Annotated in this window: 20 protein-coding genes and 1 pseudogene; 10 read left to right on the top strand and 11 right to left on the bottom strand. The window is 54.9% G+C overall.

What is annotated here, in order from left to right; translation table 11 throughout:
* Positions 1-368: 368 nt before the first annotated feature.
* Positions 369-2,492 (bottom strand): hybrid sensor histidine kinase/response regulator, encoded by a 2,124-nt coding sequence (locus AXG89_RS25730; RefSeq protein ID WP_062173756.1) that lies wholly within the window; start codon positions 2,490-2,492, stop codon positions 369-371.
* 833 nt (positions 2,493-3,325) lie between these two features.
* Between AXG89_RS25730 and AXG89_RS25725 the strand changes: the two genes are divergently transcribed.
* The 3 genes and pseudogenes from AXG89_RS25725 to AXG89_RS25720 all read left to right on the top strand — a co-directional run bounded on the left by AXG89_RS25725 (position 3,326) and on the right by AXG89_RS25720 (position 4,451).
* Entirely contained in the window at positions 3,326-3,814 is a 489-nt protein-coding gene (locus AXG89_RS25725; protein WP_062173754.1) for an RsbRD N-terminal domain-containing protein, read from the top strand.
* A pseudogene (locus tag AXG89_RS44825) lies at positions 3,741-3,914 on the top strand (sensor histidine kinase); the annotation flags it as partial. The gene AXG89_RS25725 and the pseudogene AXG89_RS44825, both read left to right, overlap by 74 nt.
* A gap of 24 nt (positions 3,915-3,938) precedes the next feature.
* Entirely contained in the window at positions 3,939-4,451 is a 513-nt protein-coding gene (locus AXG89_RS25720; RefSeq protein WP_162916132.1) for a sensor histidine kinase, read from the top strand.
* A gap of 58 nt (positions 4,452-4,509) precedes the next feature.
* On the opposite strand, the gene AXG89_RS44400 is transcribed toward AXG89_RS25720, so the two are convergent.
* The 3 genes from AXG89_RS44400 to AXG89_RS25705 form a co-directional block, all read right to left on the bottom strand.
* Positions 4,510-5,010 (bottom strand): sensor histidine kinase, encoded by a 501-nt coding sequence (locus AXG89_RS44400; protein ID WP_306299791.1) that lies wholly within the window; start codon positions 5,008-5,010, stop codon positions 4,510-4,512.
* Positions 5,011-5,021: 11 nt separating this feature from the next.
* Complete coding sequence (locus tag AXG89_RS44395) at positions 5,022-5,645, bottom strand: hypothetical protein (RefSeq protein ID WP_306299790.1); 624 nt, start codon at positions 5,643-5,645, stop codon at positions 5,022-5,024.
* A gap of 1,026 nt (positions 5,646-6,671) precedes the next feature.
* The gene (locus AXG89_RS25705) at positions 6,672-7,277 is read right to left on the bottom strand and encodes a chemotaxis protein CheB (protein WP_062173748.1); all 606 of its coding nucleotides are present in this window, start codon (positions 7,275-7,277) and stop codon (positions 6,672-6,674) included.
* 78 nt (positions 7,278-7,355) lie between these two features.
* Here AXG89_RS25705 and AXG89_RS25700 point away from each other — a divergent pair, with 78 nt between their 5' ends.
* The 3 genes from AXG89_RS25700 to AXG89_RS25685 all read left to right on the top strand — a co-directional run bounded on the left by AXG89_RS25700 (position 7,356) and on the right by AXG89_RS25685 (position 9,915).
* Positions 7,356-7,622: a hypothetical protein gene (locus AXG89_RS25700; RefSeq protein WP_062173746.1), complete on the top strand. Its 267-nt coding sequence runs from the start codon at positions 7,356-7,358 to the stop codon at positions 7,620-7,622.
* 330 nt (positions 7,623-7,952) lie between these two features.
* Positions 7,953-9,296: a PQQ-dependent sugar dehydrogenase gene (locus AXG89_RS25695; RefSeq protein WP_062173745.1), complete on the top strand. Its 1,344-nt coding sequence runs from the start codon at positions 7,953-7,955 to the stop codon at positions 9,294-9,296.
* Between the two features lie 409 nt (positions 9,297-9,705).
* Entirely contained in the window at positions 9,706-9,915 is a 210-nt protein-coding gene (locus tag AXG89_RS25685) for a hypothetical protein (RefSeq protein ID WP_236873508.1), read from the top strand.
* 5 nt (positions 9,916-9,920) lie between these two features.
* On the opposite strand, the gene AXG89_RS25680 is transcribed toward AXG89_RS25685, so the two are convergent.
* The 5 genes from AXG89_RS25680 to AXG89_RS25665 all read right to left on the bottom strand — a co-directional run bounded on the left by AXG89_RS25680 (position 9,921) and on the right by AXG89_RS25665 (position 17,482).
* A complete protein-coding gene (locus AXG89_RS25680) occupies positions 9,921-10,814 on the bottom strand; it encodes a DUF748 domain-containing protein (RefSeq protein ID WP_062173741.1) in 894 nt (297 codons plus the stop codon).
* Positions 10,815-11,227: 413 nt separating this feature from the next.
* Positions 11,228-11,878: an RNA polymerase sigma factor gene (locus AXG89_RS25675; protein ID WP_062173740.1), complete on the bottom strand. Its 651-nt coding sequence runs from the start codon at positions 11,876-11,878 to the stop codon at positions 11,228-11,230.
* A 167-nt stretch (positions 11,879-12,045) separates the two neighbouring features.
* Positions 12,046-13,113 carry a hypothetical protein gene (locus AXG89_RS25670; protein WP_144029374.1) on the bottom strand — a complete coding sequence of 356 codons (1,068 nt, stop codon included), beginning with the start codon at positions 13,111-13,113 and terminating at the stop codon, positions 12,046-12,048.
* A 68-nt stretch (positions 13,114-13,181) separates the two neighbouring features.
* Positions 13,182-13,694: a hypothetical protein gene (locus AXG89_RS42345; protein ID WP_144029373.1), complete on the bottom strand. Its 513-nt coding sequence runs from the start codon at positions 13,692-13,694 to the stop codon at positions 13,182-13,184.
* Positions 13,695-14,356: 662 nt separating this feature from the next.
* Positions 14,357-17,482 (bottom strand): acetoacetate--CoA ligase, encoded by a 3,126-nt coding sequence (locus AXG89_RS25665; protein WP_236873507.1) that lies wholly within the window; start codon positions 17,480-17,482, stop codon positions 14,357-14,359.
* Positions 17,483-18,101: 619 nt separating this feature from the next.
* On the opposite strand from AXG89_RS25665, the gene AXG89_RS25660 reads away from it, so the two are divergent.
* The gene (locus AXG89_RS25660) at positions 18,102-18,386 is read left to right on the top strand and encodes a hypothetical protein (RefSeq protein WP_062173733.1); all 285 of its coding nucleotides are present in this window, start codon (positions 18,102-18,104) and stop codon (positions 18,384-18,386) included.
* 118 nt (positions 18,387-18,504) lie between these two features.
* Here AXG89_RS25660 and AXG89_RS25655 read toward each other — a convergent pair whose 3' ends face one another.
* Positions 18,505-20,094: a hybrid sensor histidine kinase/response regulator gene (locus AXG89_RS25655; RefSeq protein ID WP_162916131.1), complete on the bottom strand. Its 1,590-nt coding sequence runs from the start codon at positions 20,092-20,094 to the stop codon at positions 18,505-18,507.
* 252 nt (positions 20,095-20,346) lie between these two features.
* Positions 20,347-20,850 carry a hypothetical protein gene (locus tag AXG89_RS25650; protein WP_162916130.1) on the bottom strand — a complete coding sequence of 168 codons (504 nt, stop codon included), beginning with the start codon at positions 20,848-20,850 and terminating at the stop codon, positions 20,347-20,349.
* 747 nt (positions 20,851-21,597) lie between these two features.
* Between AXG89_RS25650 and AXG89_RS25645 the strand changes: the two genes are divergently transcribed.
* Genes AXG89_RS25645 through AXG89_RS43305 form a run of 3 tightly spaced genes read left to right on the top strand, consistent with a single transcriptional unit; the run spans position 21,598 to position 23,862 of the window.
* Positions 21,598-21,975: a hypothetical protein gene (locus AXG89_RS25645; RefSeq protein ID WP_062173727.1), complete on the top strand. Its 378-nt coding sequence runs from the start codon at positions 21,598-21,600 to the stop codon at positions 21,973-21,975.
* Complete coding sequence (locus tag AXG89_RS43310) at positions 21,968-22,627, top strand: phage integrase family protein (RefSeq protein WP_236873506.1); 660 nt, start codon at positions 21,968-21,970, stop codon at positions 22,625-22,627. Before AXG89_RS25645 ends, AXG89_RS43310 begins: the two co-directional genes overlap by 8 nt.
* Before the next feature lie 20 nt (positions 22,628-22,647).
* Entirely contained in the window at positions 22,648-23,862 is a 1,215-nt protein-coding gene (locus tag AXG89_RS43305) for a tyrosine-type recombinase/integrase (protein ID WP_236873505.1), read from the top strand.
* The last annotated feature ends 223 nt before the right edge of the window (positions 23,863-24,085 follow it).

Here is a 24,085-nt window from a genome sequence, read left to right as displayed (position 1 = left end):
ACAGGCTCTGGATGCGAGGCCATTGGACACCGCTTTGAGCGATTCGCGAGCTGTAAGGCTACAGTGCGAGTTTGTTCGCGACGAAGGTGGCCTGTAACGAAGATCGTCTTCCACCAGCCCAACGGAACGTTCTTGGCTCAGCGGGAGATCCGCGCGGGATAGCCGAATCTGACACAACTTGAATGACCGCCTAGCGGATAATCGAATGATTGAAACGGCTTCCCCCCGTCGGGCTTTGCAAGCTGTAAGCCACGTATGCTCACTGCATCAGACAGCGAGCGGCCAAAAAGGGACCTTCAACATCCTGAGCGAGATCGCCACTTGGCCCATCCCAAGCGACAGCGAGGGCCTAGGATTCTAGTTCGGATTCACTCGTGGCTTTCTGCGACGAGCGTTTCGAGTTCGTCCAAGTCAAACGGCTTCGCCAAGATTTTCACCCCCGCATGCTGAGCACGGTCAATCTCGTCAGCATATCCTGTCATGAGCGCTATTTTCCGCGCTGGCCAAGTACTGCGTACATGCTCGGCAAGGTCGATGCCGTTCATCATTCCAGGCATCTGAATGTCCGATAAGATGAGGTCAAACGTCATCCCCCCGTTCAAAATCGCAACTGCGTCGTCTGCGGTCACTTCGTGCCTAACCGTGCATCCAAGCATTTCGAGAACCGCCAATACACCAGCCGCCACTTCGGCATTGTCTTCTACCAAGAGTACGGATGTGTCGCGCATAACCTTCTCGGTATCGGGCATATGAACGAGTGGTTGGGCCGATGATTTCGCGTGATGGCGCGGCAGGTACAATCTAACGGTAGTTCCTTTTCCGACGAGGCTCTCAATGCGTGCGGTACCACCCGCTTGTTCAGCAGCAGCAAGAACTTGCGCTAACCCAAGTCCGGTGCCCGCCGTTTGCGCCTTAGTCGTAAAAAGCGGCTCAAACGCACGGCGAAGCACATCAGCGTTCATTCCGACGCCGTTATCGGAACAGAATATCGAAACGTAATCTCCGTCCAGCGGCAGACTGTTATTAGCGGAGAGCTGCGAATTCTGGCATCGAACAATAAAGCGTCCGCCGTGGGGCATGGCATCTTTTGCGTTCACCGCGATGTTGACGATGGCCGACTCCAATTCGGTCTTATCGACGCAGACGTTCCAAATGTCGCGTGGAATGGAGAGGGTCAAATGAACCCGTCCGCCCAGCGCGGCAGCGATGAGGTTTTTTGCAGCCGGAAACCACGTCGACAGGGTCACAGTTTCGAGCTTGAGCGGCTGCTTCCGAGTTACGCTCATGAGTCGCCGAGCAAGAGGTTCTGCGCCCAGCGCGGCTCTTTCCACCGCACGAACCTCTTTCTCGATGTGAGTAAACCGCTTGCTCGTGGCCAAGGCGACGTTCGTTGACACGACCATAAGCAGATTATTGAAGTCGTGGGCGATGCCTGCAACCAAATTTCCGAGTGCGCCCATCCGCTGTAGCTGGCGCGCTGACGCTTCGGCCTGTTCTCGCCTGATGGCCTCAGCCTGCCAACTGTTCCAAGCTTTCTTCTCGGCTTCCAGTCGACGAAGTGAAAATCCCACAAGCAGCCAAATGCCTGCACAAGGCAGCGCGGTCAGGAGAAGGACGAAGATAAAATGCGCACGCCATTGGGATGTTATCGCTTGTGTTTCATAGCCACTGGCAACATAAAGTGGGTAGTCGCCAACGCGCCTGAATGCGACAACCCGCTCCAGGCCGTCGACGGACGACACTACCTGTAACTGACCGAATGGCGCATTGTGTTGCAGAGCCGTTGTTAGAGCCGAATCTGATGCCGTGCCTAGCGGCGTTGGCTTCGTATCGGGGTATTGGACCAAAACCCCGCCTTCTTGTCGATAAAGCGCGATGGTGACCGCTGCGTCGTCGTTCGCAAGTTCGTTGTAGAAGCTTTCAAAGTACTCTCTTTTTAGTGCGATTGAAACGATACCAAGAAACGTTCCGTCATAGCTCGAGCGTCCCATGTTGGTCGTAAACACGTCAGTTTTCGAAATTTTGCTGAGCACAGGCAACGAGAAGTAGGGCTCGGGCCTAATATTCCGCGCTGCGACGAAATCCTCCCTGTCCTCAATCGAAATAGAAGGTACGGGATAATGTTTGCTGCTCGCAAGAAGTGCCCCGTTCTTCCCAATAACTGAAATAGCGGCGACTTGGGCGAACGCACCCCCTATTGTTTCAAGCTGACGATGGATAACATCTTCGCTATCCTTAAGAGTCATGTCATCGCCTTCTCCCAACAGTTCCACTATCCGCGCTCCCATCTCGCGATTTAAGTCTACAACTTTCAAAGCCTGCTCGTCGGCAACACGGGAATTTCGGTCAACCAAATCGTTCGCGTCTGCGAAGCGACGGTGGTAATCGTAGTAGCCGTACGAAGTGACCAGGACTAATGGAACCACGGTCGATATCGCGAGCGCGGCATATAGAATTCGACGAGTAGCCAAGAAGCTACGTGAAGGCAGCATTGAGCCTTCTTCTCTTTGTGGAACTTGCAAGCCATCTCCGCAATTCAGTGGGTGAAATTGAAAGAGTTGCGTGTCCCAAGCTTATGTTTTTGATGTTCGAACCATTAGCATATATCTGTTCTCGGCCGAAACAATATAACAGGCGACCTTCGGTCCAACCGCGAATTTAATGACATTCTGCAAAGTAATTTAACACCCACGGGATCGAACCCAAAAGAAGTTCGGCGTGGGACGATTCAGCAAGGTGTTAGGGATTGGAAAGCAACGAAGGCATCTGGGCTTGCAAGGCGGCCGGAGCTGTCCGAATTCGTAACAGTCCTTGCGGTCATGTTGTGCAGTCTACCATTGGATAGTTTTCACTACGTGATGGCGAAGATGTTGGGGCATTGAAGACATGACTTCGTACCTTGGGCCCTGCGCCGCGACAATCATCCTGTCCGGTGTAACGGCAGTTATCTTGGCTGGTAGTGAGGAGTTGAAGGCGGCATAGCCGCCGGAGACGACGTTGTCTGAAACCCGCGTTACTGACCGAGCAACCGCCCGGCTTCGGTTGCATCGAGTACGGGCGTCTTGCTTTTTTAGTCAATTGTGTTAGCCGGAAGTGTACGCAAGGGCAAATAACCCGTAATCTCTAACGGACAAGTATGGGGGCCTTACAAATTAAGAGCGAGGACGGCGTACCCAAGACTTCCTGCCTCTTAGCTTCAAGTCCGCTGGACTACAACATAGCGTAACCTGCTGGTGCGCTCCATGCGTTCATAGCTAGTCATCACGTTCGCTGCACATACACGGCCTCGCCGTCTCGCAAACAGACCGCACCCGGAGGACTCAGCATGGTATTGGCCGAACTAATAGAACAGAAGGTCGACGACATTCTCGAAGACTGGTCCGAGTTCGCCCGTCGCCTAGGTGTTGCTCCGGAAAAGCTCTCTGATCAACAGCGCCGCAACTCCGCTCGTGAAATCTTGCTTCATATCGCTCATGATATGCGCACCGGTCAGAGTGCCGACGAGCAAATCGCAAAGTCGAAAGGCGAGGGGCTGGAGCACGCGCCCGAAATAGTTGATGTCGCAAAAACACACGCAGACGACCGTTTAGCCCATGGATTCACGCTCGAAGAATTGGTTTCGGAATATCGCGCGCTCAGGGCAACCGTGATTCGTCATTGGCAGGCACAACCGTATCGTGTCAATGAAGAAACGATCGATCAGATAGTTCGTTTCAACGAAGCTATTGATCAAGCGTTGACTGAGTCAATCGCGAAGTACTCGGCGTCGGCCAAATCGCCTGCGCGACCTTTTCAATGGCATTCTGGCACATGATCTGCGCTCCCCGCTCGGCGCAATACACAACTCGGCTCAATACCCGCTTCGAGATGAGGCGCTGGGCGCATCCTCAACGAAGGCCGCCGCTGCGGTGCTTCGTAGTGCCGATCGAATGAAGCACATGGTAGACGACTTGCTGGATTTTTCCCGTATCCGTTTAGGCGATATGCTGCCCATGACACCAACGACGGACGATCTACGGCGCATCAGTCACCAAGCGGTCGAAGAGGTCTGTGCGTCCTATCCATCTTTCCAAGTCGACGAACGATACGATGGCATCATGGTCGGCACGTGGGACGGGGCACGATTGGGCCAGTTGCTCACGAACCTGCTGGTGAATGCAGCACAGCACGGCACTGGGAGTGCTGTATTGACGGCACGTTGCGAGGAGCACGAAGTGGTAGTGTCCGTTTCGAACGGCGGCGAAATCCCCGCCGACAAAATCGACAAGATATTCGACCCACTTATTCGCTCGGCCAGCACGGCAAGGAAGGGCACCGCTGCTGGAGTCGGGCTTGGTTTGTATATCGCCAAAGCGATCGTGCAAACACATGGCGGCACACTCGAAGTCGAGTGCCGTGACGGATCGACAACGCTTGCCGTCAAGCTTCCTCGCCATTGTCTGTTGGGGTGATGCGGCAGTCGCCACCTTCCTGCAAATGCCATCCAGCCAGCGAAATAGACGGTAACGATTACGTCTTTGTTATTGCGTGCCGTGGAAGACAAATTGTGAAGATGCAGCCTACTCCCGGCACGTCCCGGACGCTCAACACCCCATCATTAAGCTCGACACTGCGTCGGGCAATTGACAGTCCCAGTCCTAGACCCGATCTGTCTTCACCATATTGCGTAAAAGGCATGAATAGTTTCACGGCTGCACCAGCTGGCAGACCACCTCCATGATCCGTGACGTCGATCAGGATCCGATCCGCGACGGCATAAGCATGAAGCGTCACGTCGGTATGTGGTTTGGTGAATTTGAAGGCATTTTGGAGAAGGTTGCTCACGGCAGAATACAGTAAGTCTCGATCGCCGCTAACCGCAAGGTTCGGAGCGACTGACGCTACCGAAAAACTGCACCCCCGGACCTGCGCGGCCAAGTTAGCAGCGACTCTCACTTCTTGAATAAATTCGTCGAGTGAGAAAAGCTTCCATTTTGCGCCCGCTTGCTCTGCGCTTTTTACCTCGGTCATCGAGTGGTCGATCAGACGTCCAAGGCCCTGTAGGCTCCGTTCCAGTACGGTGCCAGTTGCACCAAAGAGCGGAAGGCTTCCGGTTTTTGCCGCGGTAAATGCGAGCGTAGCCGTGTGAAGGAAATTCCGGAGTTCGTGGACGAACGACCCATGTCTTTCGGTCTCTCGGCCGCGTGTTGACCCGCAACAATGAAATCTCGTCGGTAGCTGAATTCTGTTACCGCATCCGCTATCGCATTATCGAGGCAGCGATTCAGTGTCCGAAATTCATCAATTGAAAATGGCGCATCCCGCTCCTGTGCCAAGTCGGTGATGGCCTGACAAAGATCTCCGTAGTCGTGCACAACCTGGTCAACCGTGAACCCAAGCTTCAGCAGCTCATGCCCATTTGAAGCCGCAGACCCGCCGATCGCTGAAAATGCTTGATTGCCATCAGCCGGGCCTGACACCAGTCGGCTTTCCAACGGGCTGTCGGTTTGCTCAATTTTCAGCTTCGTAATCAGCTGATCAAGGAACAAGGGGACACCGTTTTCTAACTGCTGCTCTGAGGCGTCACGAGCGGGTCGGCTTGCCACTTTCGCGCGACACCGCGCAATCAGATCATTACGATTATTTGACAGAAACGTATGCAGCACAGTGTCCCTCCTGAAATCGAGTTAAATAAAGCAAAATACAGGTGGCGGCTAAAAGAATATACCCCTTCATCTGTCCATCACGACCTTCGCAAAGATGCGGTTCGGGGAGGTTCGCCCCCGCCAACTGGACATAAGATCCCACTCAACAGCCGCTCTGAGCCGAGTCGGTACGCTGAAATAGCTGCCATGCAGGGTCGCCGCATTGACATTCATTGCTTCGCGCTATGATCATCTCCTGTTTGGGGGCGCGATGGACTTTCAATATTCACAGAGCGGCGGACACAATCTTACGTACGATGTGACGATCAGCGTTCGACCGGAGCGGCCTACCCTATTTGTATATGATGCGTGGGTGAAACGCGAAGGTGGTCTCCGAGGGGAAAGATCTTCTGGAAAGTGCTCCGCGCGACCGACCCGAATAAGGCCGCAGCCGAAGCTCGTAATCAGGCAACACGGCAAATAGACTCCTTTGATTGGAACGACGAGTAACCGGTGTGCATTTATCCGAAAATTCTGTTTTAACAACTTCGAAGTGCTAACGGGAGGCTAAATGGAGCCGTACAGCGGTTACGTGGTGTCGGCTCAGCCGCATGCAAACACAGATGGAACGTTCAGCGCTTATGGCGTTGTATCGCTCAGGCACAAAATTGTGACGTCGTCGGGAAGATTTGAGGTGTATACGACTGAGTCAGAGGCGGTCGAGGAAGCGCTCGCTTGGGCCAAGAAATGGATTGACGAGCACGGCTAAATACAGCACACAACCGTCGGCTGAACATAAATGTCCAGCGAGGTTTTGACGACTGACCTTTTTGGAGCGACATCTAAGTCTCTTGCAGGACGCGGCTGCGGATCGCCGCCATGAGAGGCATCAGTCGCCTGGGTGTCTCGCCTTGAGCCTGAATGACCGCTCGCGAGTTCTGAATATCAGTCAGTCTCAATGCTAAGGAAATTTGTATGTTGCCGAGCGGCGGATCTGCGCCTGCGCCATTATCAGCTATTCACCCGACTTTCAGCATCGTTGTTCGATCAACGATGAACCCGATGGCTTTGCCGAGGTAATAGGCCGTCCAAGACCTGTGCAATTTCGGTTGAGTTGCCCACGAAGGTGATCGGGCCATCAAAAGCAATCGCATTTTGCTGCATGCCTACGGGTTTGTTTTGAGGATCCAAGACCATCGTCAAGCCACCCGCCCGGTGTATCGCTGCAAGCCCGCGAGAGCCGTCGTCCAGCGATCCTGATAACACGATGCCCACTGTTCGCTTGCCGATGTTTTCGGCAATAGAATGAAACAGCGCATCTACCGTTCGGTTTCTTAACCTGTCGTTCGATCCATCGATCAGAAACGCGGACCTGTCGTCGAGCAGCGTCAAAGGCCGGTCAGGCATTCCGATGTAACAGACGTTAGGTACGAGAACCTGACCGTCGCGAGCAATCTCTACGTGTAAGTCTGGACAGCGATGAGCCAGAACCGCTCTCAGATCGCTGTGGTCGTCGCTTGACCGGTGAAGTACGACCATTAAAACAGCGTGCACGCCTTTCGGCCATGCGTTGAGCAACTCAATGATGTCGGAGAGACCTTCGCTGCCTGAAGCGCCGAGAGCGACGCAGTAAGGATCGTTGTCAGCATTCATTTGCGCTCCCGAGATCGGACAGCATTTGGGGTATTCTGACATATGGGATTGGGCGAACAATGCGGCTACGGAGCGACCATGATAGATCCGCGTCGTCTAAACGGAGATGATGATCTCTTCGTGCTTGTCCAGACCTTGCTCAATCGGGTAGAACGCGGCTCGATCATTGACATTCACGAGCTAGACCGAGAAATCAGAATCGTTATCGGATCGGCTGGCCTACTTTGCGGCACGGATCTGGTCTCCGCCAGTTCGGTCGATGTTGCAAGTTCTCTCCTTGTACTGGGTAACCGCGCAGGTGCATTGCGCAAGGTGAAGAACTTGTTGATTTTACGAGGGCGGTGAAATACAAAGTCTCTTGCTGAGTTCATTATCTGATTCGTTAACGGCGTTTTTAAGACGTGCCCTCCGTAGCGCCGCAACCCTTCAACGCCTATATTCCTGGTCCCGTGGGCAGTGCAGGAGTGCCTAGAAAGACCTTCTTTGAACCACAACGCGACTTTTCGCGCCGGTGCAACGGACGCGCAATGTCCGAATGGTCATCCCTAAGTACGTCGTCTCCATATCTGCCTCTCGTTTTTGTATTGGAGCGGCATGGAATCGAAACGAAATGCAAACGCAGTCGTCTAACGTCCATTCGGAAGCAAACTATGTCTTAGACCGGTCGTGGAAAACATGAATATTTGGAAGCTGAAGACGGCACTGACGTTGGCAGTGCTCGGGTGTCTGGCCGCTTGCAGTGCAACATCAACAACTCCAGAGGTTGCCGGGTATGGCGACGCGCCTGCCTTGCCTGAACCGACAAAGTCGCTCCTCACGACCGTCAACATTGCGCCCGCACGCGGCTTCGGCGCGGACGATCGTCCCGACGCAGTCGACGGTTTCGCGGTAAACGCATTCGCCCGTGATCTGGATCATCCTCGCTGGATATACGTGCTTCCAAACGGAGACGTTCTGGTCGCCGAAGCTGACGCGCCGGCTGTACATGACGAAACGGGTGGTCCGATCAAGCGCCTCGTGTCGTGGGTGAGGAAGCAGGTCATGAAGCGCGCAGGCGCAGGTGTGCCAAGTCCGAACAAGATTATTTTGCTGCGCGCAGTGAGCGGGGGCACCGCCGCCCAAACCCGGACAGTTCTGATCGAGGGGCTCAATTCGCCCTTCGGCATGGCTTTGATCGGGAACGACCTGTACGTAGCGGATACCGACGCACTGCTTCGCTTCCCCTATGTGCCTGGCGAAACGGTGATCACATCACCCGGCATGAAAGTCGCAGACCTGCCCGCTGGACCGATCGACCATCATTGGACGAAAAACATCATTGCCAGTGCGGACGGGACTCACCTCTTTATCGCCGTCGGATCAAACAGCAATGCAGCGGAAAACGGGATCGATGTCGAGGCGGATCGTGCTCGAATCCTCGACTTTGATGTCAAAGCAGGTAAAGCGCGTGTCTTTGCAACCGGCCTGCGCAATGCGAATGGTTTGTCATGGCAACCGCAAACAGGTGAGCTATGGGCCGCTGTTAACGAACGTGACGATCTCGGCAATGACCTGGTGCCGGACTACATGACGGCAATACACGAGGGGGCATTCTACGGATGGCCTTACAGTTACTATGGATCGCACGTCGATGCCCGTGTGAAGCCCCAACGTCCAGATTTGGTTGCGAAGGCGATCGTGCCCGACTATGCGCTCGGAAACCATACGGCGTCGCTTGGTTTGACTTTCTATGATGCGACGCTTTTCCCTCCGCACTATCGCGACGGCGCGTTTGTTGGCCAGCATGGGTCGTGGAACCGCAAGCCGCGCACCGGTTATAAGGTCGTCTTTGTGCCGTTCACCAACGGCAAACCCTCCGGCCCTCCTGAAGATTTTCTGACTGGCTTCTTGGATTCCAAGGGCGACGCCAAGGGGCGCCCAGTTGGCGTGGCTGTCGATGTTGACGGCGCTTTGCTCGTTGCTGACGATGTCGGGAATGCGATATGGCGTATCGTGCCGACAAAGGAGAACGCACCCTGATCTCTGGTCTGACGTTGTGACGTGCAGCCGGTCGCACACTCCGACTGGTAGGAAGCTATTTCGAGAACAAATTCCCCAATTTACGCCCAATGCCTTCTACGGCTTGAGTTGCCCCTTTTGCGATCCCGCCGGCACCTGAGGCGATCGCGCTAGGAAACCCTTTCAAAATCTCTTCGCCGAGACTCTGAGACAGTGAAAACCGGGGATCTTGAAGGTTGCCGTCCAGTTCAAATTTGAGTTTGATGATCCCAGTAGAATCTTTGAGTGCCGCGACGGCTGACTTCGCCGGCACAGACGCAATGGTGTCGCCCGCTTTTTCGGTTTGCGCCAGTTGCAGGTTTTTAAGAACTAGTCCACTGCGTCATTGACTTGGCACCCCGTCTATGTTCGAATTTAGGGCATGGGAAAAATGAATCTGACTGATACCGAACGTGCGCAATTACTTTCAGCGGCACGCAGCCGAACGGTGCGCGCGGCGGACGTGCGACATGCAAAACTGATCTTGATGCTCGAGGACGGTGAATCGCGCGACGGGATCATGAGCGCACTGGGCTGCGACTCACGTTTCATCGCACGTTGGTCGGGGCGCTTCCTCAACGAGCGACTGGCCGGCATGTAAACCAATCAAATGGAAATATGACGATCCTTCCCGTCGAATTCGCCCGGTGCCAAGTCAATGATGCAGTGGACTAGGGAGCCAGGGGCATGGATACGTCCGTTCTGAACGCTCCCATCCAATGCGAGATCGATCGTGCCGCTGCGCGCCTTTGCTGTGCTGCCGCCTTCCTTGATCAGATACGGGTCGAACAAGACGATATCGACGTTGTGCAGGTGTGTTTGTAATTTCGAGTCGCTGTTCGCAAAAGTTATCAAGCCCTTGCTCGACAATGTGCCTTCGTGCGCTGGGCCGCGCAAAGACCCGGTCAGTTCGATGGTCGTCGGCTCTGAAAGATCGGGAAGGCGCAAATGATGCGCTTCACCGCCCGCGTTTGTAATGACAATGCGATAGGGTGGTTTCCGAATTACCTCATCGACGAGTTCAACGGTGCCGTTGCGCAGCACGATGTGGTCGACCATCTTGTCCGCGTTCGCGCGCCTGGCCGCTGCCAGCGACTGCCCATCTGCTTCTCGCTCTTCGAGTGTGAAGCGCGGCAACACACGAATGCCACCGTTGCGGCCCCGGACAACTGACAGATAGTACCGGTCGACGAATACATATTCCGCGTGCACGCGAGGCGAAAAAAGCGTTCGCCAATCAAGTTTAAGTACGACGTTTTCGGCCCGGAACAAATCCTTGGTGGGCCACGCGCGTGGCCCACGTAACGCAATGCGCGTAAGAGTCACCGTGAAAAACCGCACCTCGATGTGCTCGGCGGAACCGTTCGGGCCGAGTAACTCGGCCACTTGGAGTTTGAGTTCGTGCACCACGAGCACCCAGCCGCCGACGCCCGCAAGCGCGATAACGGCTAGCAGAATACAAACACGGTGGGGCCATTGAACCGGTTTGAAGGTAGCCATGTGTTCTCCTTGACGCCTTCGGTGGCAGGCAGCCGTTCCACTTTACCGGATGGCTCCGAAGTGAATGGCTTGACGTAGGTGTTTCATAGTCGTCGACGACCTGATCGAAGGTGTCGGTCAAGTTAAGCGGGTGGGGGCTGTGCAGCGCGGCAAGGTCTCCGAACTTAGATCACGAAGCGGTAACGTTGATTGGCCCGCGATTTATGCGATTGTCCATCGATCGCTGATTTGTTCGGCTTTCAACTTTGCGTGTTATCGGACGCCATTCTCCAACTGCTCGGTCGTTGTGCCGTCTGCGTCGTGTGGCCATCTTGAGGCACCGTCCAAATGAGGCGCGGAATGGGTACGAGGACCGGATCGACCCCTAGCAAACTGAATAAGAAGGGTGCGACTACTCGCGGGGGTGCGCCTCTTTAGTCGCGAGGTCGGGACTCGAAGAACACTGTTCCCGGTTTGCCAACTGGCAGCGAGTAAGGTTGTTGAATCCCGAACGTCAGGTCGACCCTGAGCGTTTCAATCGCACGGCGAATCCATGCCTTTACAGTAGCAAGAGGCGCGTGCATTTCCTGCGCCACTTCTCTGTGACTTAGATCGTAGAAGTAAGCGAGTTCTAGCGCGCGCCGCTGGTTGGCTCCTAGGCTGTTCATGCAGACTGCCAAATGGGAAGTCCTTTGACCAGAAACCGCTAAATCATAGGGGTCAGCCATATCTGCTGCTAATACGTCTTCCAGGATGTCGTTCCACTCGATCTCTGGGCCCGCGAAGGATTGTCGGCGCCTCATATAATCAAGCGTGCGATTGCGAACGATGACCCGCATCCAAACCAAAGGTGGAGACCTACTATTGTTATATTCGGAAGCAAATCTCCAGATGTTGACGAACGCTTCCTGCAACGCCTCCTCTGCAAATTCGCTTCTTCTTGCAATACGTAGCGCTACGGTCAGCAAGCTCCGGGACGTCAGTTCATAAAGCGACCGAAGCGCCTCGTCGTCGCGAAGTGCAATCCTTTCTACGAGTAACACGAGTACCGCGGCGGCCGCGTCGTCAGCGATCTTGTTTGGCATTGGCTGTCCCCGAGAGGGGCGATAGCGATGTTTTAGCGCAAACACCCCGATTGATCCCCAAATACTCGGAGCGCAATACGTGTTCCCGCTCCTGTGCGGTTCGATATCCAGCCGTTACGCCGGGCATTCAGGATAAATTCGGCGACTTTCTCGTTCGCGTGGCGGCTCTAGGCAAACTGAAGCCTGTGGAGGCCGTAGTACACACCAAAGAAACAGACCATCAAACTCAAATAAATTCCCACTGTGGCACTCACATCCATAGGCAACGACGCGCCGCGAGCTGGGCGCAATCTCTGCTGCAACGGTGACACGCCGTGCAGCCCCGCCACGGCGAGAATGGCAATGATCGAAAGATCGCCGACCGCGTCGAGATGTCCGAATTCCGGGATAGCAATGGCGAAGATCGCCAATAAGATGCCTGCACCTGCGCGAAGTAGCCCGCAGCCAGTCGAGAGAAAGAATGCCGGCGTAAATTCAACAAATCCGGCGATCACTGTGACTACGGGCGCAGCGACGCCCACGGTGATACTAGGATGAGCGGTGAGGACCGAGATGGTCCATTGAGGGTAGACGAATTTTTCAATTGCAGTCCACATCAGGCTGATCGACAGGGATCCGCACAAGATGGGAACTCGCCAGCGAGTCGCGCCGGAAAGCTCAAAACTTGTCAGCGCGAGGTAACCCGCAATGCCGATGAAAAAAACATAGTCGACTAAATGGAAGAAGCCATAGTCCGCGATGCCCGCCCCATAGACGATGATGATGCCAAGCGCTGCCAGCACGCAGGTACGGCGCCACACCAAGGCTGCGGCAATCGAAAACTGGACCATGCTTATCCATGGCGCCCCGGAAACCAATTCGGGGGTCAAGATCGCTTCCCCACCTTGCGACCACGGCACAACAGCCCCTTTGTCCCACAAGCAGAGAAAGAACGCGCCCACTGCCACACGCATGAGTTTCTCTTCAAGCGACCTCGTCACGTGATACGTGCATGCGAGAGCGGGCCAGCGACGATCAAACCAGCTATCGATCCAAGTGCCCACGAAGAGCAAACCCGAAAATATTCCGAGATAGAGCGCGAACGCGGGTGTTAGCACCACACCAGGCGCGACGGGCGAGATAGATGCATCAGCGCTCGAACAAAACCATTTAACATGAGCGAACGCCACACTTGGCAGGATTGATACGAAGATCAGTAGGGCACAAATCCCTATGCGCAGCTTTCCATTGCTCACCCATCCTCCGTTGACGGAACACGTTCCGGCTCACCCTGCTCGTAGCGGAGGTAAGTAATTTTGTTTTACTAACGACGGTAGATATCGGAAAAATCATGGAAAGTGAGCCCTGCTTCGACCCGCGTTTTGTCTAGCAGTCTCTTGCGCCCTAAGTCTGAAGCGCGAGTCTGGGAAAATTTTTGTTCCGTATAACCCAAGGCTCGAAGCCGCTGCGCAATGAAAGGAGGAACCGAAGTTCTTACGCAGATTGCAACTGTGAAGAGCCAATCAAGCTCGAACTTGGTCAAATCATCGCGCATATACACTCCCACGCCGACAAGGCTGTGCGATGCCGACGTAACCTTCGCGTCAGAAGCGAGCGGCCAATTAGAGATGCGCAAGTCGAGGATGCATTTAGCTAGCAAAGGACTTACGCAAGTGGGGGCTGCGCGGATGCACTGTTGCGGGCCCGCCGAAACAATATTTTTCGGCCATCCATGCAATGCAATGTCGGCGAGGTCTTTTGCACTCAATCCGATTGCTCGTATAGGTTTTGAACTTTTGATTCGTGGAGTATCAGCATCCGCTTCTGCCGCAGCCATTCAATCTGGACGGTAACTGAGCCCGAGACGAAGTGTTGACGCGCGAGATGGTTGCGTAGCTTACGAAAAATGCACCGTCTTGTTCGGCATTGCAGTCGATGTTTAACCCTCAGTACATGAATTGCACAAAGACCTCTGACCTGAAACCACATGAGCAAGTCGAAGCATCAAAAAATTTGGCCAAGAACTTGATGAGCCGACAACTAACCCGATGACGCATTCGTCGTTGCGTTCTGTAGGGGCCGAAAAATGGAGACTGCTGAGGCAGGCGCGGTGATCTCGCAAGACAAAACACAGATTTTGATGGGACTCTTGGCACTACTGACCGGACTCAAGTCGATCAAGTAAGCGGCCATTTTCCTTACTTGTCGTCATCTGCTCTTCGATTGTTACCGCGTCGTGTCAATGCGGGTTGGTGAATCGGTGCTAGGGCGCGCATACACTCTGAACGCCACATAAAGCCCAACTTCTTCTGGACCTTGTTCAACCGCCGACGCGCCCAACTCCGTTCGTTGCCACCAGAACACCGAGACGCCGTGCCGCCCTGTTGTGCCCAACCGCATTCGCCAACCGCGCCGTTTCCTCACGGAACTTCTCCGTGTAGCGACGATCCGGAACTTGCTTTATTCAACTTCTCTGCTGGTCGTCGCTTCGAGGCAGGGTCAATCAGATGAAATCGCAGCTAACGAACCTAGCGCCATAGCCACTTCATGGACGTGAGGTGCGGACATCATCTCGGTGTGGCTCCCTTGCACGCGAATGATAGTCAAACCGCATGCCGCCACACGTCGCCAAACTGGCAAAGGGTCACCCCGGTCTTCGAACCGTTGCGCGCGCACGTAAATGATAGGTCCTCCGTTATACCGAAGGGGCCGGTACACGCTCATGGCTAGACGCATCGACTCGCGCACGCGCATGAGGACAGGCGGCACATCCAATCCTGCGACTGCTGGGTCCGTGCGACGCGCTGGGTGCCCTAGGCGAAGACGCACGCGATCGGCCGCAGCGGTCCATTTATCACGAAGATAGGCGATTTTTTGCGAGCTCGATAAGTCACGCAACGCGCCATATTGACGGCGTGCGTAACCTAACTGAAATTCAGCCCACGCAACCCACGGCAAGCGACGTTCGTGGACGTAGGTATCCAGCAGGCACAACAGTTCGATAAGCTCGCCGACGCGGTGAAGTTGCTGCGCGATCTCGATGGCGACGAGGCCACCCAACGAGTAACCCGCTAATGCATAGGGACCGGCTCGCTGCACACTACGCATCGCTTCTATGTACGTCGCCGCCATGTGTTCTATGCGTTGCTGCGGATTTTGCAGGCCGTCGAGCCCGAGCGCTTGCAGCCCGTAGACGGGGCGTGATGTATGTAGCGCCTGCGCAAGCGTCCAACAACCCATTACCGTCCCGGACGCACCGTGCACAATGAAAATCGGGTTACCCACTCCAGAGCGAAGCAGCACGAGGACCGGCGATAAGATTCCAGGCGAATCGGCTCTTAGCAGTGCGCCGAGCGCGGCAATAGTAGGTGCCGAGGAAAGCGTCGAAAGAGGCAGATCGTGGCCGGTCGTCTCTGCGAGGTCTGCCAGCATACTCACAGCCAACAGCGAATCGCCGCCGAGCTCAAAGAAATTGTCGTCGGTTGCGATCGGCGCAAAGCCGAAGACGCGCTCCCATACTGTTTGCAGATACGCTTCCACATTTTCAAGTGAGACACAACTGCTTGGCACGACAGGTTCTGTCTGATATTGATTTATAGCCTCTTTAATCGCCTGAAGGCAGTGCGGATTACGGAGCGCAGCTGCGTTCGTTACCGCCAAGCCGTTAATGGCCTCGCGCGCAGCGATCTCTGACAGCTTGCCGCTATGCGTGGTGGGCAATGCCGCGACTGCAAGGATGATATCAGGCACGTGCGCGATAGACGCACCGCGTGCTAGATTGGTTCGAATTTGTTTGCGCAATTCGCCGGTTAATACTTCCCCCTCGCGCAATGTGATCAACAGAACGATCCGCTGATCCGAGAAGCGGGAAGCAGAATCGTCGATCGGGCCATCGCGCCGCTCCACGTCCAACTGAACCGCCAGTGCTTCACGGATGGCGGTAATCTTGTCAAGCACGCGGTATATCTCGGCAGGACCCACATTGACGCCGCGGACGTTCAGCACGCCGTCGGTACGGCCATGTAGACGTGCGCCCCCCGCCGGCGTCATCTCGATGAAATCTCCCTGTGTCCACACCCCGGGGTTGGCCCCAAAATAAGCAGAGTGGAACCTAGCGCCCGATGGATCGTCGACGAATCCAAGGGGACGGGAGGGAAACGGATTGATGCAGACCAGTTGACCTACACCGTCTGCTTCGTGACCATTAGTCCACGACTGAACCCCTAGGGCGAGACTCTTCGATTGGGATTCCCCGGCAATTATTGGAAGGTTCGGGTTGCCTAGAACGAAGCATCCTAAAATATCGGTCCCACCTGAGATCGAACACAAGGGTAGTGATTTGACATTGTCTCGAACCCAGAAGAATTGCGAGTCATATAGGACCGCGCCCGTCGACAAGATGGTGCGCAAGTGGCTCAAGTCGAAGCGTTCAGAAGGAACAAGCCCCGCTTGCTCGCACATTTTTAAATAGGTGGGGCTGGTGCCGAAAACCGTTACTCGCAGATCGGCGACGAGACGCCACAGGATGTCCACCGTTGCGATGGAGCCGTCAAAAGTGATGACTTCAGTTCCCGACGCAAGTGCAGACAGTTGCCAGTTCCACATCATCCAGGCGCAGCTTGTATGAAAGTACATGCGCTCGCCGGCTCGGAGATCGCAATGAAGGCGGTGTTCCTTCAAATGTTCGAGTAGGGTGCCTCCCGCTCCATGGACGATGCATTTAGGCTTACCGGTCGTTCCCGACGAAAACAGGATGAAAAGCGGATGGTTAAACGCGAAACGTTTCCACACAAAAACCGAAGCGTCGACACGCTCCATCAGCGCACGGGCCGAAAAACTGGGTAAAGCCGTGTCAAGCAGTAAGCACTCGTCATCAAGGCCAATTACGCCAACCAGCGTTGGTAACTTTGCAGCGAGTTCGGTTAATTTCGTTGCGACAGGGACGCCGTTATCGAACGGTCGCGTTGCCGTATGGGCAATGAGCAGCCGAGGCGAGAGTTGTGAAAAACGCTCAAGGAGTGCCGGGCTGCCCATCTCCGTCGAGGACGTTGCGAGCGTGGCACCGATGGCAGCGACAGATAGCGCTGCGATTACGGCCATCACATCGTTGCGCATGACTGCGACCACGCAGTCGCCCTCTACTATGCCCAAGTCCGAAAGGGCCTGAGCAAGGCGGGCAACCCGATCTCTGAGTTCACCGCGTGTCAGGGCCCAACGCGTGCCGTCGGCAAAACAAGCGGTTACTGCGGGCTCGCCTGCGCTTGCGACGCTTAGATCGAGCAACTTATCGGCGTAGTTGAGCTTGAGATCTGGGAAGAAGTACGCAGTCTCGCATTCGTCACCTACGCATATAGCGGTCGTTCCCTCGATCATTTCGAATCCAGGCAACCAGTTTACAAAGCATTTCCAGAAGGCGCGGTAGTTTCGCACCGAAAAAGCGTGCAAGGATTCATAGTTGGGAAATGCAAGGCCTGTCTGTCGCGATAGTTCTGCGGTAAACGACGTCAATTGAGACTCGGAAATTGCTTCGTCTCTGCCATTAAAAACATTTGCTTGAGAAGTACTACTTACCGGATCAGTAGCCGGTGATTCACAAACCATAAGTACCTCCGTATAGAGATGCATCGTCCTTTATTTGCTCAAGGCGGTTTGTAATTTTTTGAGGACTTCGGGCGTGTCGTCTACTAACTTAACACCGTAATGTGGACACCAAAATAACCCGCAGGGGGGATTCTGTATGATAAAAGGCGTTTGTTGCGCGGCCCGCGCCTCTTCGTGAACGTTCCCCACGAAGGTTCGGATTTGACTTCTGGATATAAACAGTGATGATCGAAACGTCAGAAAAAATGCCGAATCGAATGAATTTTCAATGCGAAGGATTTATATTAATAATGGGGATTGGGTTTCTGCGCAAACGCTCTGAGCCAAAAAATAAGTGATCTGAAAGGAAAAAACTAACGTCTAACCGAATCGATGAGCGAGGAAAGCAAGTCGGCGCACGGGCAGCCAATCGGCACGTCGCCGTGAAATAAAAGCTAAACTTAGACATGCGTTTTTTTGGCAAGAGCTATCGCGGCGTTATCGAAAGATAAATGCTTATCAAACTTCCGATGTTGTCAGGCCGCGTCTTCTGTCACACTTTGCGTTGGCTTCGGGTAGGCGTTTACGTGTGACCGATTCGTGTTTTTGCGCGGGCATACTGTGTACATCTCTGATGTGTCGAACCTGTCCCGGGAGCGAAAAAATGTCCTATCTATGTGCTGAGATAAAGGCGTACGACGAATCACGCAAGATCATGACGGTGGCATTCGGAGAGCAGTGGCCATTAAAGCCGAGCAGTGCCACATTTGCGGAGGTGTCAATCGATGACTGCGATGCAATTGGCCACGAAGTCGGTGCAGGCGATACAGGACTGACGCCGGACGAGGCAAGTGTTCTCAAACTCTTGTTGGACGAATGCGGTGCGCTCGAAGACGTGCTCGCTCATCCAGAGCATTTAGTAGGACGTGTTTGCAAGCTTGACGAGTGACTTTGCAACTATGCACAACAGCTCGGTGCCGAATCAGTTTTTACTATCGATGATCGAGCGATTCTTCATGCCGTTTTGCAACGCATTTTGGTTTTAACGGTCGCCTCGCGGTACACGTTCATCCCGTGGAAGGGCGGCCCTTTGCTTGCGACAACGCTGCAAGCGATTCATCGAGCGCTTTCAAGTCAACCGGTTTAGTAAAGTGGGCATCAAAGCCGGCTCGAAATGCTCTTTCCCGATCCATTTCGCTCGCATAGCCAGTCACTGCGACAAACGCGGTACGGGACATCGAATTCAATCCGATGAGTTGCTTAACAAGCTCATAGCCGTCTGTGTCAGGCAGCCCAATATCGCTGATGACCACATCAGGCTGGTTCTCAATCATCATTGCCAAGGCGTCTTGCGCCCGATAGGCGATTCTGACGGAATGCCCAGATAGCTTGTAATAAAGGCCGAGAGCGTCTGCTGTATCAATGTTGTCTTCGACGATAACAATGTCCAGCGGCGATAGCGGACCGCCTAGTTGTGGGGTCGAAGGGCATATTGGCGCGTTTGCTGCCACGAGCGTGAGGATAAAGTCGCTACCTTGGTCACGGCCACCACTTTCTGCGCGAAGCGATCCGCCATGCCATTCAGCAAGTCGCCGTGAAAGCGCAAGACCTAATCCCATGCCACCTTTTGCGCGATCAAGCGGTTGCTTACTCTGGCCGAAGACTTCGAAAATCTCATCCATCTCTTCGGCGATAATCCCAACACCTGAGTCCCGAACACGAACTTCTACTCTCTCACCGGTCCTCTGGACAGCAAGGTCGATTTTTCCGCCTTTTGGCGTGTATTTCGCGGCGTTGTTCAACAAATTGGAAATGAGTAAGGGGCACTGCGTCCAGTCTGCGGCCACCCAGAGGTCGTCAGCGATCGAGCATGTGAATTGATGTTGCCCGTCGAGAATAAAGCTGTGACTCATCTCGACCGCCTGGTCGACCAACCTTTTAACCGAAATTGGCTCGAGTTTAAGCTCGACGGCGCCAAACGACACAAGTGAGGCCGAGAGCATGTGATCGACGATTTCGCTCATGTACCTGACCTGGCGATCAATGAGCGTTCTGGCCCACACACGTTGCTCAAGCGAAGCATGAATTTGTTGAAGTACCGTAACCGCAGTCAAGATCGGCGCCAACGGTGCTCTCAACTCATGGGCGAGCATAGCGAGGAACTGATCTCGATTAAGTTGCGCGTGGTCAGCGTGATCTCGAAGAATGCGGATTTCACGCTGTGCTTGGATGGCCTGTAGATGTTTGACTACTTGGTGCGCGAACTTGCGCAGAGTCTTGATATCGCGCTCTTTGATCGGCCGAGCTCGTGTATCCGTCACGCATAGCGTACCGAGGGGCAGCCCTCCAGGTAGCCGCAAGACTATACCTACGTAGAAGCGCACCTGACGCTCGTCGGTTACATTGGGGTGGCCGAGAAAATCTGGGTGAATTGACGCGTCCGAGATTGTGAGCACGTCTTCAGACTCAATCGCAATCGCGCATAGGCACTCGCTGTTTGGTCGTTTTTCGCGCAACGCGCCCCAAGCAGCTTTACACCACGTATGTGCGTCGTCGATAAAATTGATTAGCGCTACAGGGGCCCGCAGCGCGGACGCGGCAAGTTCGGCAAGCGCGTCGAAGTGATCTTCCGCGGGGCCGCTAAGGATTCCGAGCAACCTAAGCTGCGAGAGCCGACCTGTGTCGGAAACTACGTTGGCAGTCGGCATGGGGATGCGGCATGTGGAAGTGAATCTTTAGCCCAGCAACGGGCATTCCCAAGGGTCCGCAAAACGATGTGCACCCGGCTTGATCGTCTGATAAGTAGCGTAAATAACAGGTGGCGTGATTTCGAACCGCTTCGCCATGCGTACACGGCTTCGATGCCGAATGTAAGTGCAGTGCCGGGTTAATCGCATTCGGAGCGCTGATCATTTTCCGCTTTGTACGAGTTTTTCTAGTCGAGCGGTGGCCTTTAATAAAACTTCTAACCGTATCTCGCGTAACTGGCGATCGTGCTCATTCACAATAATCGTGAGATCTTCCAAAGCCTTGGCGGTAAGAACAAAATTTTGGTGAGGGGTTGGACTTCCTAGAATCTGATAGAGCGCTACCTCAGCGTCATCGGTTATCTGTTCCTTGATTAGCGAGAATCCATCTTCGCCTAAAAAGCTTGTAAGCAGGGTCACTTCCAATAAACACTGCATCGCTGCCAAATCCGCTTGCCCTTGAAGGGTTCGTTCAAGTGCAAGTCGAAACCGCAGCGAGAGCCTGTCTGCCGAGACGTGGTCGAGCGGCAAATGCAGCTTTTTGTTATTTCTCTCAAGGTGGGGAAAAACCTTCGCATGAACCGATCTCTTTTTCTCGAGCATTAGATAATTTATAAAAAGGATATCGATAGTTGGAAGACTACTCTTATAAATATTTTGCTTCAACCGCTCTGCGCTTTCAGCGTGTTTTTAGTTCGACGCATTTGGAAGTTTCACTGCTGCGACCGCTTGCTCGGGAAAGTGCCACTTCTTATGGGCCACATTGTGTTAGCACTTTTCGCTGGAAAATCCTACCATACGACCATCTGTCGGATGCGTTCCTAAACAAGCCGTGCAACGCTTTCTACAAGCTTGCGATGTAAGACCCGACGGCTTCAGTAAAATTTGAGTTTTTTATTATCGTTCTAGTTTTATCTCAGCGGCCCAGTTTAAAAAATATTGTGCATAGGCTGTTTTTATCGCTGACATCGAGATAAAGAAAAGCGATTAAATGAAACGGTAAATTTCGATAACTTTTAATGTTTAGGATTAAATATGGGAGTTCATTACGATCTTTTTATAATCGAATTATTGTCGATATAGTAATTGAACCGTAGAATATCTAAGTGTTGCCTTGATATTAAATAGTAATATCAAGCAATCTATTAAGATAACCAAGCCTTCTAACTTGTATTTCGGGATTGCATTTCGGGCGCCAAAATAGGGTATTTTCCGCTCACGCCACTTCGCAAGTTCAGATTTTCAAGATCCAGCCGCCGCCCGAAGGCCCGCCCAGTCACGCCATGCCGCTCAATCCGGAGACCGCACGCATCGTCCTGCGGATGAACGACGCGATTTCCGCTTTCCGGGCAGGGGAGGTGTCTGGCCTGCCCGCACTCGATTCGGCAAGTCGGCTGATGGGCGCCCCGGCCGATGACGCGGTGGCAAGCGCTGCCACGCGGCAGGGGCGAGCGGAGTCGTATCCCGCAACGCCCCGATCGGGTTGAACTCGCGATCCTCACCGCGCTCGCTGACATCTATGGCTCTCAGATCCTGAGCAATGCGTCGCTCGGCTATGCGTTACGCCTGGTCGCGCGCCATGGGGGCGTCGAACTGGTTCAGCGCGTGTTATGGGGCGAGTCAGCCGCTGACCTGCAGCTCGCGACAATGTTGGGGGCCGTGCGGGTGTCGTTCGAAGAGGTGGTGATCGCCTTTAGCGATGAGCTTCTCGCGCAAGCTCATGACGTGCTGGCGGGATTTAGACCGCGGCCACCGGGCGGACCTAAATCAGGGCAGGGCGATCGTGGCTGAAAATCTCATGCTCACCTACGGCTACACCGCAAAGGATCTCGCAGCGGTGCGCGCGTACGTGCAGCGCGTCGCGCCCTCAATCATCGCGCGGACCTACTACGACAGCGATGAGGATAGTTTTGCGGCCACTCCCTCGGCGATGGACCGGCACCTTCGCGCCATGCTCGATGGTCCCGTCGACGTGGCGATCGAGCATGGATCGCCGGCGCTCGCGGAACACCTGCGCTCGTCGATCAGGAAGCACGGCGAGCCGAAGCTCACTGCGGTGACGTTCCGGATGGTGACGGAAGCCGCGTCGCCGGCAGCGAGCCACGCTATCGGCCGCTGGTTCCGACCGCGCATTGCGTCGCGCTTGAAGGTGGAGGGAATCGCGACGGTGGGTGAACTGGTCGCGTTCTGCAACCGGCGCGGCGGAAGTTGGTGGCGTTCGGTCCCGCGCATCGGCGCCGGGCGCGCGGCCGTCGTCATTGCCTGGCTGCGCCGGCACGAAATGCAACTCCGAATACGCGTGGACGCTGACGTTGACACGCGCGATCCGCTGGTCGCCGATGGAGTTGTCCAGGTGGGCCGGCCGAACCGGTTCCGATCAATGGCGTTGGGGAAGGGCAGTCGGAAGAATCTCAAAAGAGGTCGGCGGATTGGCTCACCCTAGCGCCGCTCGAGCGTTTGGCGGTGCCCAACGCATTGTCCGGTGCCGCCGGTGAAAACCGTTCAATTGCCTTCTGTTATATCCAAGCCCGTCACGACCTTGAGGTAGTGCGTGCCTATCTGAACAAGTATCGCGATCAGCCGAAAACGTTGCGGGCTTACACCAAGGAAGTCGAGCGGTTCCTGCTGTGGTCAGTGGTCGCGCGGGGCAAGGCGTTGAGTTCACTGGTGGTCGACGGCTGCGAGGCGTACGAGGATTTCCTGAAAAATCCGGATCCGCGCTTTGTCGGCGAACGGTTCAGTCGCAACTCGCCGCGCTGGCGGCCATTCGCTTCCGAAAATCTGTCGCCCGAGTCGCAGCGGTATGCGGTGCGCGCACTCCTTGCCGCGTTCACCTGGCTCGTGAATGTCCGCTATCTTGCGGGTAATCCGTGGAAGGCGGTCAACGATTCAAAGATCGTGCAACGCGAGACGGCCATGCATATCCATCGTGCGCTCCCGGCTGACCTGTGGCGGCGTCTGCGCAACGAGCTCGATAAACGCTCCGATGTGGACGACGATATCAAGCGCGCCAGGCAGTGGCGCGTCGTGCGCGCAGCGCTCTTGTTGATGGGCGACTCTGGCCTGCGCCGGGAGGAAGCTGCGGATGCGCAGCGCGGCAAACTTCGAGTGTCCGTAAACGGCTCACTCGAACGCCCGGTGTGGGAACTAACGGTGATCGGTAAGCGAAACAAGGAGCGGACGGTGCCAGTCAGCATTGCGACGCTCGAGGCGCTGAAAGCGCATTGGTCGGATCGGGGGCGCGATTTCATGGCGCCAACGGATCTCCTCAACTCATCCGCACCGTTGTTGTCGCCGGTCGCGATCCCCCGCACGCCTGCGTCACATGTCAAACATCATCAGCGCAGCAGCGAGGGCGAGAAGGGTTATTCGGCGGACGGCATTAACCGCTCGATCTCGCGCATGTTGACGATCATTGTCGAGACCATGGATGATCTGAGCCTGGACGAACGCGTGATCCTGGGGGCGGTCAACGCGCACGCGATGCGGCAAACCTTTGGCACCCAGTCGGTGGCCGACGAAGTGCCGGTTGATGTCGTGCAGAAGGTCTTGGGTCACGCATCGCTGCAAACGACGTCGATCTACGTGCAGGCCGAAAAGAAGCGGGTGCTCGAGGAGGTAGCTGGGTACTATGCGCGACGTGCCAACGCTTCGACGTCCGGCGAGCGCGGCAACTGAGCGTGACGACCTGGCCTCGCGGCGCATGATCGTGAATTCCCATCGATATCGCACCCGCTTCGAATGTCCCACATCGACCCACTTGAGACAGTGGAAGTGCTCGGCAACGGTCATTCGTGAAACAAAACGAGAACGCAGGCTTCCTGTGTGGAAGATGTTGATTTTCTAGCCGTCGTAATGCCCTCCGATAGCCCATCCACACCCCAAGGTTGATGGCTATCGT

Origin of the sequence: Burkholderia sp. PAMC 26561 (assembly GCF_001557535.2) — a bacterium.
Lineage (GTDB): Bacteria > Pseudomonadota > Gammaproteobacteria > Burkholderiales > Burkholderiaceae > Caballeronia.
The sequence above is the reverse complement of the archived record's forward strand: the minus strand, read 5'-3'. Positions and strand labels throughout refer to the sequence as shown.